The organism is Nonomuraea sp. NPDC050790, assembly GCF_044456745.1.
In the GTDB taxonomy this organism is placed as follows: domain Bacteria; phylum Actinomycetota; class Actinomycetes; order Streptosporangiales; family Streptosporangiaceae; genus Nonomuraea.
The window spans coordinates 407848-420809 of sequence record NZ_JBITGF010000003.1; the positions used below are offsets into that span (position 1 = coordinate 407848).

The window sequence follows — 12962 nt, forward strand, 5'->3', positions numbered from 1 at the left end:
CTCCGTCACGGCCCTCTCCGTCACGGCCCTCTCCGTCACGGCCCTCTCCGTCACGGCCCTCTCCGTCACGGCCCTCTCCGTCACGGCCCTCTCCGTCACGGCCCTCTCCGTTACGGCGCTTTCTTCGTTACGGCAGGCCACGCCCACCGCGCCCCGCCGTACCGACTTGGCGGCCTCAAGCGCCGGCCGGCAGTCTGACGTGGTCCCCGCCGCAACGCCGCCCCCTTGACCAGCCGACGGCGTCCACCCCATGATCCCCGGCGGCCCCGCTGACCGGCCTCTCCCCCGCGGCTCCTTGTCCGGCCCTCACCCGGCCGCCCGGCAACTCCCTGACGGGCGCCCACCTCACGGTCGCTGACCGGCGCTCGCCCCGCGGTTCTTCGGCCGTCAGGGCAGGCGGGTGTCTCGGAGGTCTGCCCACTGCAAGGAGTGGCGGATGCCTTCGGTCAGGGTGTGTTCGGCGCGCCAGTCCAGGAGTTCGGCGGCCCGTGTGCTGCGGGTGTAGGCGCCGGCCACGTCGCCTGGCCTTGAGTCGGTTACCAGGACCTCGACGGGCCGGTCCACCACGGTGTTGAACGCGTCCACCAGTTCCAGCACCGTCGTGCCCTCGCCGGTGCCCAGGTTGATGACGTGGGCGCGGGAGATCACGCTGTCGAAGCGCTGCAGGGCGGCCACGTGGGCAGTGGCCAGGTCCCAGACGTGGATGTAGTCGCGGATGCCGGAGCCGTCGCGGGTCGGCCAGCCGGTGCCGGTGACGCGGAACGGCTCCCCCAGCTCGTACGCCTCGATCATCTTGCCCAGCGCGTGGCTCGGGCGGCGCAACTGCAGGCCGGTGCGCATCTTCGGGTCGGCGCCGATCGGGTTGAAGTAGCGCAGCGACAGCACGTCGATCGGCTGGGTGGCGGCGATGTCGGCGAACATCGCCTCGCAGTGCGCCTTGGTACGGGCGTAGGGGCTCTGCGGGTCGAGGCCGGACTCCTCGTCCACGGTGAAGTCGTCGCCCGCCTTGTAGATCGAGGCGGACGAGCTGAAGATCAGGCGGCGGCAGCCGTTCCTGATCAGGTGGTCTGTGAAGTCGAGGCTCTTGGCGACGTTCGCGCGGTAGTAGCCGACCGGGTCGGACACCGAGTCGGGCACCACGATCAGCGCGGCGCAGTGGACGACCGCCTCGATGTCCGGATGGTCGGCGAAGATCCGGTCGATGAGCGCGCCGTCGGCGATGTCGCCCTCGTAGAAGTCCCGCCCCTCGGCGAACTCCCTGCGCCCGGTCACCAGGCTGTCCAGAATGACGGGCGTGATGCCCGCGTCCTGGCACGCCGAGGCGATCGTGCTGCCGATGTATCCCGCTCCACCGCTGATGAGTACTCGCACAGTCCGCACCCTACCCATCCCGGCACAAACGGCGGATCCAAAGCCGTTGCAAGATCGTTACCCGGATCGGACGCACCAATCCCGCCGGTCACTTGTCTTACTTCTGGAACGCACCACCCTCATGTCCCGGAGTACCCCAAGTGAGATTGATTGTCGCTGTGGCGCTGGCCTGCGGCCTGCTGGCCGTACCCTCTGTCGCGCACGCGAAGCCCGCCGCGAAGAAGCTCGACATCGCCGACATCACCCCGATGGGGCAGGACAAGGAGAAGGTCGGCGTCGGCTTCCCGATCATCGTGACGTTCGACCGCGACGTCCGGGACAAGGCCGCGGTCGAGGCGCTGCTGCAGGTCCAATCGGAGCGGCCGGTGGACGGCGCGTGGCGCTGGGTGTCGGCGCGCAAGGTCATCTACCGTACGAAGTTCTACTGGAAGCCGCACCAGAAGGTCACGTTCACCGCCCAGCTCAGCAAGCTGCCCGGCAACGAGACCGTCAAGGACGTCACCCGCCGCTTCGCCGTGGGCACCGCCAACATCTCCGTCGTCGACACCCGCAAGCACGTCATGCGCGTGACCCGCGACGGCAAGCTCGCCAAGAAGATCCCGATCAGCGCGGGCAAGGGCGGCCTGGTCAAGAACGGCGTCGACGTCTACCTGACCTCCAGCGGCATCCACCTCGCCATGAACAAGAAGCCCGTCGAGACCATGACCTCGTCGTGGCTGGGCGTCACCGATCCCAAGGACCCGCGCTACTACAAGGAGGAGATCCCCTGGGCGGTCCGGATCTCCGACAGCGGCGAGTACGTCCACCAGAGTGCCGGCTACTACCAGTACCTCGGCCGCAGCAACCAGAGCCATGGCTGCGTGCGGGCCACTCCGGCGGGCGCCAAGTGGTTCTACGGCATCGCCCAGCGTGGTGACGTCATCAAGATCACTGGAACGAAGCGCAAGCTGGACTGGAACAACGGCTGGAGCTACTGGCAGCTCAACTGGACCGAATGGAAAAAAGGCAGCGCCCTGACCCGCTGACCGGCGGCGGGTTGACCGGCGGTCGGTGGCCTTACCAGGCGCTGACCAACGAGCGCCCGCCCAAGTCGTCGACCGGCGGCCACCCGGGTCGCCGACCCGCTACCACCGGCCGCACCACTCGCCTCCCCACGACCGGCGGCCACCCGAGTCGCTGACCCGCCACCACCGGCCGTACCGCTCCCATCCCCGACGACCGGCGGCCACCCGAGTCGCTGACCGGCGGCCGACGGCACGGCGGGTCGTTGACCGGCGGACGGTGGTCATGCGAGGAGGAGCAGCAGGCTGATCACCAGCATCACCGCCGCCGTGGCGGCGTGGACGCCGTAGGCGACCGCCTTGGGGCCGCCGCTGCGCAGCACGATCACCGCGTCGCCGACGGGAATGACGGTGGCGGCCAGCAGGGCCCAGCCCAGTAGGTGCGCAGTCCCTCCTGCCAGCACGGCGAGGATGACGATCCCCGCGGAGACGTCCCGCACGCTCTTGACGGCCAGCCAGGCGCGGAAGGTCGGGCTCTCGGTCGGCGTATCGGGGATGCCGAACCCGGCGGCGTCCTGCGGCGCCCAGAGGGCACGGGCGCCCATGAGGATGACGGCCGCGCCGACGAGTCCGGCGAGCACGGTGGCAATGGTGGTGAGCATGATCATGTCCTTTCACAGTGTCCACAACAGCTAGCGGCGCTAGATTTCGTGTCGACGATAGACCTACCGGCGACAGAATGTCTAGCGTTGCTAGAATGCCGTAATGACCGCCACCCAGGAGCGCCGTGAACGCGAACGCGCCCAACGCCACCAACTGATCATCACGGCCGCCCGCGAACTCGCCGAGGCCGAAGGCTGGGACGCCGTAACCACCCGAAGGCTCGCCGAACGCGTCGAGTACAGCCAGCCCGTGCTCTACAGCCACTTCCGCGGCAAGGACGCCATCGTGCGCGCCGTGGCGATCGACGGCTTCGACGAACTCGCCACCCACCTGCGCCACGCCCGCCAGTCAGCCGCGGAGCCACGCCAAGCCCTGCACGCCGTCTGCCACGCCTACCTGGACTTCGCCACCAACCGCCCCGCCCTCTACCAGGCGATGTTCGTCATGCCGATCGACGTGAAGTTCGCACACGCCGAAACCCCGCCCCCACTACGCGCCGGCTTCGCCGAATTCGTGAACTGCTTCCCCCCGGACAACACGCGTCGCGAACTGTTCGCCGAGGTCGTCTGGAGCGCGTTGCACGGCATGGCCGTCCTGTCAGACACCGGCCGCATCCCCCCAGACATCCAGGACCAGCGACTCAACCTCCTCGTCACCCGGTTCTCCTAGAGCCTCCGTTAGTGGGACTTCATTTGCGTACGCACTCCGTGCCACCGACGAAAAGGGGAACCGCCGCCGCACCCGTGCCCGCACAGGTCCATCCGCCACCAACCAGGCCGTGGATCTCGTAGGGCGGCGGAATCGCCCCATTGGCAGGGGCACCACCAGACGCGGCGCAACGCCGCACACCGCGCACTTCGGAGCCGATGGCATAGGCCGTGTCGCACAGGTAGCCGGGGACGACGGCACGGGCGTCGGCCTGAACGTCCGTGGCGGAGGCGCGGGCGGAGCCCCAAGCGGAGGCGCGGGCGGAGCCCGAGGTGGAGGCGCGGGCGGAGCCCCAAGCGGAGGCGTCAGCGGAGCCCGAGGTGGAGGCGTGAGCGTCGGCAAAGATGGCGGTGTTGTCGGCAGGGGCGGGGGCGTCGTCGGCGTAGGCGGGGGCGATTGACGCGACCACAACGAGCAGGGCGGCCGCGGCACCCAGACTTCGGCCCAGAAGTGGCGCGTGGTTGGCCTGCGGAACTCGCATGAGGTTCGTCTCCTCAACGTCGAGAGGGCAACCCTGGAGGCAAGTGGCTCCATGGCGAGCCCTCCCATCGTGACCTCCACCGAAGCCCACGTCGAGCCACTCCGGCCGTTGGCGCTCAGCGATCGTGGAAGTTTGGCCCCTCGTCAGCATGAGGTCAGTTCAGCGGCTCACTCCTGAGCGGCCCGCCTCGATCATCGCGTGAATCCGAATCAGGCCGTTCTTCCCTATGATTCACGAGGGAGTTGAGATATGTCTGTCTATTTGGCGTACCGCGAGCTCATCGGGACATTATTCGAGGTGCCTGCCTGTCTCACGTGGGTGCGCGGCAACGATGTCGACGGCGTCGTGCGCGCCTTCGGCGGGCGACCGGATCAAGTCAGCGAAGGACCTTATGAAGAGGTGTACGAGGCCTATTTGATGGCGCCGGACGAGGGAGTCGTTCTCATATCACCGGTGGAGGACTGGCTTCTTACCGTTGAACTGACGAGATACCGGGGAGCGGGGCGGGATACCCTGCGCGGCCTGTCAGCGGGTGGCGAAGCCGTGGCTCTGGCGTGGACCATCGAGCTCGACGCGATGTTCACGTATGGCATTGACGGGCGGCTCGAGGTTTCCTTCGATCCGGTTCGCCAGATGACTGAGGCTTACGAAGCCGAGTATGTGGAGTGGTCCAGCAGATATGGCATCACCCGAGCGCATTGGCGGGAGGATTGGCGGGCTGCCGCGTTCACCATCGCGGAGGCCATAACGGGCGTCCGCGTGGACCAGGCGTGGAAGGATGGGCCACACCTCGTCTTGACCGACGAAAAAGCAGAATCCTGAAGAATGGCCTCCATTACGGCCGCGTCCGGGGCAGCGAAAACTACTCTCCGGCCATCCACGGATAGCCGCTCTCTCCGGGAGCCGCGGTTCATGCGCTCCGGGCGCCCCATGGCGGTCGCCCCACCACGACGACTGGCCCAGCCCCTTTAGGCGCGTAGCGCCCCATGGGCCCCTGTCCGGCCCACGCTCGGGGGTCCGGGGGTCGGAAGACCCCCGGCAAGGGGGTGTGGGGAGCTGGGCTCCCCCACACCGACCGGCCCGGAGCGCAGCGAAGGCCCATGCCCTCAGGCCCTCAGGCTCTTAGAGCTTTTCGAGGGGGGCGTAGGCCAGCAGCAACGTCTTCTCGCCGCCGCTGCCGAAGTCGATCTTGACCTTGGTACGCTCGGCCACCCCGTCCACCGACACGACCGTGCCCAGTCCGAAGGCGTCGTGGGTCACCCGGTCGCCCGGTGTCAGGGTCGGCACGGTGCGGGACGTCTTCTTGGCCGGTGCCGGGGTCGGGTCGCGGCGGACCGCGGCGGTTCGCGCCGACTTCTCCGGGTCGGTACGCCAGTCCAGCAACGTAGCCGGAACCTCGTTCACGAAGCGGGAGGCGGGATTGAAGGAAGGGGCGCCCCATGAGCTGCGTACGGCCGCGCGCGTGATGTACAGGCGCTGCTGCGCCCGCGTGATGCCCACGTAGGCCAGGCGGCGTTCCTCCTCCAGTTCCTTGGGCTCCCCCAGGGACCTGATGTGCGGGAAGACGCCGTCCTCCATCGCCGTCAGGAACACCACGGGGAACTCCAGGCCCTTGGCCGTGTGCAGGGTCATCAGGGTGACCACGCCCTGTCCGCCGTCGGCGTCGGGGATCTGGTCGGCGTCGGCCACCAGCGACACCTGCTCCAGGAACTCCACCAGCGTGCCCTCGGGGTTGGCCTCCTCGAACTCCTGGGCCACCGAGATCAGCTCGTTGAGGTTCTCCAGGCGGGACTCGTCCTGCGGATCCTCCGACGCCTCCAGTTCGGCACGGTAGCCGGTGGCGACCAGGATCTCCTCGGCCAGCGCGGACGGCGGCATGCCCTCGCCCTTGGCGATCAGCTCCTCCAGCATGGCCACGAACTCGCGTACCGCGTTCAGGGACCGGGTGGCCATGCCGTACGCCTCGTCGGCGCGGCGCAGCGCGTCCCAGAACGTGATGTTCTCCCGCGAGGAGAGCGCCTCGACCATGGCCTCGGCGCGGTCGCCGATGCCGCGTTTGGGGACGTTGAGGATGCGCCGCAGCGACACCACGTCGGCCGGGTTGGCCAGCACGCGCAGGTACGCGAGCAGGTCCTTGACCTCCTTGCGCTCGTAGAAGCGCACACCCCCGACCACCTTGTACGGCAGGCCGGTCCTGATGAAGATCTCCTCGAACACGCGGGAGGCGGCGTTGGTCCGGTAGAAGACGGCCACGTCGCCGGGCTTGACGTCTTCCTCGTCGGAGAGCCGGTCGACCTCCTGGGCGACGAACATGGCCTCGTCGTGCTCGTTGTCGGCGACGTACCCCACGATCTTGGGACCGTCACCCTGGTCGGACCAGAGGTTCTTCGGCTTGCGGCCCTCGTTGCGGGAGATGACCGCGTTGGCGGCGGCGAGGATGTTCTGGGTGGAGCGGTAGTTCTGCTCCAGCAGGATCGTGCGCGCGTCGGGATAGTCGCGCTCGAACTCCAGGATGTTGCGGATCGTCGCGCCGCGGAAGGCGTAGATCGACTGGTCGGCGTCACCGACCACGCACAGCTCCGACATGTCGGACCCGGTGCGCACCAGCTCGCCGTCGGCCGTCTTCAGCTCGGGGTGGCCGACGAGCTCCCTGATCAGGATGTACTGGGCGTGGTTGGTGTCCTGGTACTCGTCGACCATGACGTGGCGGAAGCGCATCCGGTAGTGCTCGGCGACCTCGGGGAAGAGCTGGAAGAGCGTCACCGTGTTCATGATGATGTCGTCGAAGTCCATGGCCCCGGCCTCGGTCAGCTTGAGCTGGTAGGCCTTGTACGCCTGGGCGAGGGTCTTCTCCAGGTGGTTGTTCGCCCGGTCGATGGCGGTTTCGTAGTCGATGAGCTCGTTCTTGTAGTTGCTCACCTGGGCCGAGAAGCCGCGCGGCGGGTAGCGCTTCGGGTCGAGGTCCATCTCGCGGCAGACCATCGCCATCAGCCGCTGGGAGTCGGCCTGGTCGTAGATCGAGAAGCTCGACGGGAACCCCAGCCGCTTGGCCTCCTTGCGCAGGATGCGCATGCAGGCGCTGTGGAAGGTCATGACCCACATGACCTTGGAGCGGGGGCCGATGAGCTTGTCGATGCGCTCCTTCATCTCCCTGGCGGCCTTGTTGGTGAAGGTGATCGCCAGGATCTCGCCCGGATGGACCTTCCGCTCGGCCAGCAGGTAGGCGATGCGGTGCGTCAGCACCCTCGTCTTCCCCGACCCCGCCCCCGCGACGATGAGCAGCGGGCTGCCATGGTGGATCACGGCCTCGCGCTGCTGCGGGTTGAGGCCGTCGAGCAGTGGGTGGTCTAGAGAGACTTGGGTCGGCACGCCCCTAGGTTAGGACGCCCCACCGACAATCGTGACTCGGAATGCCGACCCGGGACCTCTGGTTGTGCCCAAGGAGAGATCGGAAAGGGGCTGTCATGCTGGCGGAGAACGAGGTCAACAGGGTACTGGTGGTCACCGCGCACCCGGATGACGCGGATTTCGGCGCGGCCGGAACCGTGGCGCTCATGGTCGATCGGGGCGTCGAGGTCACCTACCTGCTCGTCACCGACGGCGACGCGGGGGGCAACGAGCGCGCACAGGACAACGCGGGCATGGCGGAACTGCGCCGCGCCGAGCAGACGGCCGCCGCGAAGGCGGTGGGCGTGAGCGACCTGCGCTTCCTCGGCTACTCCGACGGCACCGTCGTGCCGTCCCTGGAGCTGCGGCGGGACATCGCCCGGGTGATCCGGCAAGTCCGCCCGGACCTGGTCATCACACACCATCCGGACCGCAACTACCAGTTCGTCGCGCCCAGCCATCCCGACCACCGCGCGGTCGGCGGGGCGACGCTGGACGCGGTCTACCCGGACGCGCGCAACCCGTACGCCTTCCCCGAACTGCTGCGGGACGAGGGCCTGACGGAGTGGACAGTGCGCGAGGTGTGGCTCAACGGCGGCAGCACCCCGAACCACTGGGTGGACATCACCGCCTCACTCGACCGCAAGGTGGCGGCACTGCTGTCCCACGTGAGCCAGGTGTCGCACCGGGAGGGCTTTGAGGCGTTTGTCCGCGAGCGCTTCCTCCAAAACGGCGCCACCGCCGGCCTTCCCGCCGGCCACGCCGCCGAACCCTTCCAAATCGTCCCCACCGCCTAGATCCCCAAGATCAAAACCATCACCTTCCCTTACGGCGAAGCCGCCCCCACCCGCCACCCGCCGCACATGGCTGAGGGCCTCCAGGGAGACGCCTCTGACCCCGCACGGGGCGCACCACCGCAACGACGCCCCCTTACCCACCCAACCGGGACAACCCCACCCCACCCACCCCAACTACCCGACAGCCCAGGCAGCACAGACCCCGATGGCCAAGGGGGAAAGGCGGACGAGGGTGGAAGGCGGAAGGCGTGGCGGAGCGCCCGAGGGTGGAACGGCCTCAGAGGTGGAACGGCCCCAGGGGTGGAACGGCCCGCGGGTGGACACGGCCCGCGAGGTGGACACGGCCCGCAGGGTGGAAACGGCTCGCGGGCGGAGGGCGGAAAGCCTAGGCCGAGGGGGTGGGCTTCTTGGGGTGGGTTGGGAGGCGGGTGGAGAGGCGGGCGAACAAGTAGCCCAGGGAGTTGGTCGCCAGGTGGAGGAGGACGGGGGCGGCCAGGCCGGCGTGGCGGCGGAGTTCGCAGAACGCCGCCCCTGCCACCCCCGTGGAGACCACGCTGCCGGCCACCACCCGTGCCGTGTCCAGGTGGTTGGGCGACTCGGCGGCGGTCAGGGCGCCGAGGGCCGGGTTGGCCTTGGCCATGTCGATCGACGGCAGGATGTGCCACAGGCCGAACACCGCCGACGATCCGGCCGTCGCCATGGCGGTGCCGTAGCGGCGGCGCAGGTCGGCGTACAGGACGCCGCGGAAGCCGACCTCCTCCAGCAGCACGGTGCCGAACGGGACCTGCACCAGCGCCTCCTCCAGGGCTCTGGCGGGGGTCAACGACAGGGCTCGCTCGTCGTGGAAGAGGGGGCGGGTTCTCGGGTGGGAGATTCCGGCGGTGTAGACGACGGCCACGGCGGCGAACAGGGCGCCTCCGGCCACCGCTCCCCTGCGGCCGTGCTGGAAGCCGAGCTCCTCCCAGGTCAGGCCGGACCTGCGGGCCATCGCGACCAGCGCCGCGGTCGCCGCGGCGGAGGTGAGGGGGCCCAGGCGGGGGGCGATCCGGTTGTTGAGGATGTTGGCCGCGGTGAGTACGGCGAGGGAACGTAGCAGCACCTCTGCAGGCTAACTGGCGGCCGGACTGTGCCAGCCCGCGGGGAAGCGGGCGCGACGGCGCTCCTCCGGCGTCATCCCGCCCCAGATCCCCTCGGACTCTCCGGCGCTCAGCGCGTAGTCACGGCACCGGTCGAGCACCTGGCACCCGGCGCAGACGGCCTTGGCCCGCGCCTCCTGTGCGGGGCTCGGCGCGAGCGGGAAGAACAGCTCAGGATCGCTGGTACGGCAGGCCCCCCTGCGCAGCCAGCTGATCTCTCCCAACGGCATGAGGCCAACGCTAGACCGGGGCGGTGGCGGCGCGCATCATCCCGTGGTCGTACTTCTCAGCAGCCGCCTACTCCGTCGCGGTATCCGACGGCGAAGGAGGCCTGGCGCTGCTCGGCCGTACCGTGGGCTTGGGGGTTGAACCAGTCCTCCTCGGGGTCGCCGGCGGCGGCCAGGTTGAGCAGGAGCTCCTCCTCGTCGCCGGGTTCCGCCCGGAGCGCGCCGGACTGCACCAGCGCGGCGAGCGTGCCGCCCGCGTAGCAGTCCGCCTGGAGCTCCTGCTGCACGTTGAGCTGGAACGACGTCTCAAGCTGCGCCTGTACGGCATGCCCGAACTCATGCGGGATGATCAGGTAGACGGAACCGTCCCCCATCTCCTCCCAGAGGCCGCGCATCCAGCGGGCGTCGTAGGCGATGAAGTGGCCGGCCGGGCAGTAGAAGGCGTTGTTCGGCACGGACGGCTGCCCGCCGCAGCTCGGCCCGGCCTCGCCCTGGTAGGCCACGAAGTCCGTGACGGGCCGGTAGGTACGGCCCAGCGCGGCGAACTGCTGCTTCCAGTACTCCTCGCTCAGCACCCTGGCCGAGTTCACGTCGTCCTCGAAGGTGTCCTTGCCCGTGGAGTCCATGGACTGGGGGCGGACGACGCCGCACGCGGTCAGCAGCGCCAGCAGGAGAGCGAGCGCGAGGGGACGCTTCACGTGGTTCACAATGCCCAAGTGTGCCCGGCTTCACTCTGCGGATTGGCGGCCAGTGCCAGCCTCAGGCATTCGGCCAGGTCGTCGAGGTGACCGGCGCCCTCCAGGAAGCGGGCCAGGGCCACGGCCAGTCGGCAACAGTGTTCGGTACGGCCCTCCGCGGCGGCCTGCCGTACGGCGGAGACCAGACCGGGGCGCTCGCTCTCGAACCAGTCGGCAGGATCCCCCACGGCCACGCCGTGCGGCGTCCAGCGCCCTTCCGGCGGACCACTGCCACCCCCGAACCGCAACCCGTTGGCCTGATCGGCAAGCACAAGCCACCCGTCAAGCAACCGCCCCAACGCCTCGGCCCGCTCACCGGAGACGGCGAGCCCAGAGGCCGCGAGCCCGGAGGCGGAGGGCCCGGAGGCGGCGGGCCCAGAGGCGGCGGGCCCAGAGGCGGCGGGCCCAGAGGCGGCGGGCCCAGAGGCGGCGGGCCCGGAGGCGGCGGGCCCGGAGACAGCCCCGGAGACTTGCCCGGAGGGCCCCGCGACCTGCCCTTCGGCAAGCTCCGAGGCGAATGCGCGGACGACCTCGTGGAGGCGGTAGCGGGCAGGTGAGGTGCGTTCCAGGAGTTGGGCCTCCACCAGGCGTTCCGCCAGTTCCTCCGCCTCGGCCAGGTCGGCGTCCAGGAGCGCGGCGCAGACCCAGGGCGCGAAGTCGGGCGCCTCGACCAGGGCGGCCAGGCGCAGCAGCCGCTGGGCGCCCTCGGGCAGCCCGGCACATCCCAGCCGGAGCACCTCGGCAACCGGCCAGCCCACAGCAGCGACGCCACCGGACTGGTGGTCGCCCGGGGGAATGGACAGGCGTTCCGCCAGCCAGCTCACCGGCAACCGGGGCTCGGCGGCCAGGCGGGCCGCCGCCACGCGGACGGCCAACGGTGAGCCGCCGCAGTGCCGTACCAGGTCGCGAGCCGCCGCCGCCTCGGCCGCCACCCGTCCGGCCCCCGCGATCTTGGCAAGCAGCGTCATGGCGGGCCCGCTGTCCAAGGGCGTGAGCCGTACGAGCGAGAGGCCGGCGCGCGGCGCGCTCAGGCGGCTGCGGCGAGCCCAGAACCCGGACATTCCCGTCGAGGCGATCCAGGAGGGGAGGGGCCCGGGCCCGGGTGGTCCCGCGGTGACGTCACCCAGACCGGAACGGAAGGCCCCCTCCGCCATTCCTCCCGGTTCCGGGCGGAACGCCTCATCCGCCAGACCTCCGAGCCCGGGCAGAACGGAGCCCGCCGACATCCCTCCCAGTCCCGGCAGCCGGGAGCCGCCGGTCAGCTCGTCGAGTCCGGAGCGGCTGGTGATGAGCACGGCGCAGCGCGGGGCCTCGGGCAGCAGCGGGCGGGCCTGGGCGGCGTCGGCCACGTCGTCGAGCACGATGAGCGCGCGCCGTCCCGCGAGCTTGTTGCGGTAGAGCTCGGCACGCTCCTCCAGCGTGTCGGGCACCGCGTGGCCGGGCACGCCGAGCCGCCGCAGGAACCCGGACAGCACCTCCGCGGGCCCGCTGCCGCGCAGGCTGGCGTAGAGCTGGCCGTCGGGGTAGCGGCCGTTGACGCGGTGGGCCACGTGCACGGCGAGCGCGGTCTTGCCGATGCCCGCCTCGCCGGACACCACGGCGCCGGCCTCGCGGCTCAGGAGGGCGGCCAGCGCGGCGGTCTCGTCCTCGCGCCCGGTGAAGTCGGGCAGGTCCGCGGGCAGCCGGCCGGGACGTTCCGGGACGCCGGCCTCGCCGCGCAGGATCGCCGCCTCGATCGCCAGCAGCCGCTCGCCCGGCTCGAAGCGGGCGCGGGCGCGTTCCAAGGCGATCAGCGCCTCGTCCTCGCGCCCGCAGCGGAACAGCGCGAGCACCATCTGTCCCCACATGCGCTGGCGCAGCGGGTGCTGCGTGACGAGCACGGACAGCTCGTCGGCGACGGCCGCGTGCTTGCCGAGCCGCAGTTCGAGATCCAGGCAGTCCTCGAGTACGGCGAGGCGCCGCTCGTCGAGCCGTTCGACCTCTCCGGCCAGCGGCCCGAGCTCGATCCCCTGGAACGCCGGCCCGCGCCACAACGCCAGCGCCGAACGGTAGCGCCGACTGGCCTTCCAGACGTGCCCTGCCCCCGCGAGGGCACGTCCTTCGTCGGCCAGCGCGAGGAAGGCCAGCATGTCGAGCTGGTCGTCGGCCACTTTGAGCAGGTAGCCGCCGGGTGTCGTCACGATCGTCCTCGGTGACAGCCCGACGTCGGTCATGAGCCTGCGCAGCCGTCCCACGCAGTTCTGGGCCTGCCGCCGCGCGGTGGGCGGCGGCCGCTCGCCCCAGGCCAGCCTGACGATGGTGCCGATGGAGACCACCTGGTTGGCGCGCAGCAGCAGCAGAGCGAGGAGCTCGCGCTGGCGCGGTCCGGGGGGCTGCGCCGGCCGTTCACCCACCGTGATCTCGAGCGGGCCGAGAACGCGGAACATGGCGCTCAGCCTCACCCATCGCGCCCGC

The 12962-nt window shown here is 70.1% G+C and carries 12 protein-coding genes; 4 read left to right on the top strand and 8 right to left on the bottom strand.

Features of this window, described 5'->3' with window-relative positions; translation table 11 throughout:
- Positions 1–387: 387 nt before the first annotated feature.
- Positions 388–1371: a UDP-glucose 4-epimerase GalE gene (gene galE, locus ACIBEJ_RS16760; protein ID WP_397183621.1), complete on the bottom strand. Its 984-nt coding sequence runs from the start codon at positions 1369–1371 to the stop codon at positions 388–390.
- A gap of 140 nt (positions 1372–1511) precedes the next feature.
- On the opposite strand from galE, the gene ACIBEJ_RS16765 reads away from it, so the two are divergent.
- On the top strand, positions 1512–2396 hold the full coding sequence (locus ACIBEJ_RS16765; protein WP_397183622.1) for a L,D-transpeptidase: 885 nt from the start codon (positions 1512–1514) through the stop codon (positions 2394–2396).
- Positions 2397–2656: 260 nt separating this feature from the next.
- Here the strand turns inward: ACIBEJ_RS16765 and ACIBEJ_RS16770 are convergent, their stop codons facing one another.
- Positions 2657–3034, bottom strand: a complete 378-nt coding sequence (locus ACIBEJ_RS16770; protein ID WP_397183623.1) for a DUF4267 domain-containing protein — start codon at positions 3032–3034, stop codon at positions 2657–2659.
- A gap of 103 nt (positions 3035–3137) precedes the next feature.
- On the opposite strand from ACIBEJ_RS16770, the gene ACIBEJ_RS16775 reads away from it, so the two are divergent.
- On the top strand, positions 3138–3704 hold the full coding sequence (locus ACIBEJ_RS16775; protein WP_397183624.1) for a TetR/AcrR family transcriptional regulator: 567 nt from the start codon (positions 3138–3140) through the stop codon (positions 3702–3704).
- Between the two features lie 19 nt (positions 3705–3723).
- Here ACIBEJ_RS16775 and ACIBEJ_RS16780 read toward each other — a convergent pair whose 3' ends face one another.
- The gene (locus ACIBEJ_RS16780; protein ID WP_397183625.1) at positions 3724–4224 is read right to left on the bottom strand and encodes a hypothetical protein; all 501 of its coding nucleotides are present in this window, start codon (positions 4222–4224) and stop codon (positions 3724–3726) included.
- A gap of 249 nt (positions 4225–4473) precedes the next feature.
- Here ACIBEJ_RS16780 and ACIBEJ_RS16785 point away from each other — a divergent pair, with 249 nt between their 5' ends.
- Positions 4474–5046, top strand: a complete 573-nt coding sequence (locus ACIBEJ_RS16785; RefSeq protein ID WP_397183626.1) for a DUF6461 domain-containing protein — start codon at positions 4474–4476, stop codon at positions 5044–5046.
- A gap of 300 nt (positions 5047–5346) precedes the next feature.
- Here ACIBEJ_RS16785 and pcrA read toward each other — a convergent pair whose 3' ends face one another.
- Entirely contained in the window at positions 5347–7563 is a 2217-nt protein-coding gene (pcrA, locus tag ACIBEJ_RS16790; RefSeq protein WP_397184317.1) for a DNA helicase PcrA, read from the bottom strand.
- A gap of 125 nt (positions 7564–7688) precedes the next feature.
- Here pcrA and ACIBEJ_RS16795 point away from each other — a divergent pair, with 125 nt between their 5' ends.
- Entirely contained in the window at positions 7689–8408 is a 720-nt protein-coding gene (locus tag ACIBEJ_RS16795) for a PIG-L deacetylase family protein (protein WP_397183627.1), read from the top strand.
- 385 nt (positions 8409–8793) lie between these two features.
- On the opposite strand, the gene ACIBEJ_RS16800 is transcribed toward ACIBEJ_RS16795, so the two are convergent.
- From ACIBEJ_RS16800 to ACIBEJ_RS16815, 4 genes are read right to left on the bottom strand one after another with little or no spacing between them, the layout of a single operon-like run.
- Positions 8794–9507 carry a lysostaphin resistance A-like protein gene (locus ACIBEJ_RS16800; protein WP_397183628.1) on the bottom strand — a complete coding sequence of 238 codons (714 nt, stop codon included), beginning with the start codon at positions 9505–9507 and terminating at the stop codon, positions 8794–8796.
- A 9-nt stretch (positions 9508–9516) separates the two neighbouring features.
- A complete protein-coding gene (locus ACIBEJ_RS16805) occupies positions 9517–9774 on the bottom strand; it encodes a WhiB family transcriptional regulator (RefSeq protein WP_397183629.1) in 258 nt (85 codons plus the stop codon).
- 56 nt (positions 9775–9830) lie between these two features.
- Entirely contained in the window at positions 9831–10469 is a 639-nt protein-coding gene (locus tag ACIBEJ_RS16810; protein ID WP_397183630.1) for a neutral zinc metallopeptidase, read from the bottom strand.
- 5 nt (positions 10470–10474) lie between these two features.
- Positions 10475–12934 carry a BTAD domain-containing putative transcriptional regulator gene (locus tag ACIBEJ_RS16815; protein WP_397183631.1) on the bottom strand — a complete coding sequence of 820 codons (2460 nt, stop codon included), beginning with the start codon at positions 12932–12934 and terminating at the stop codon, positions 10475–10477.
- Positions 12935–12962: the final 28 nt, after the last annotated feature.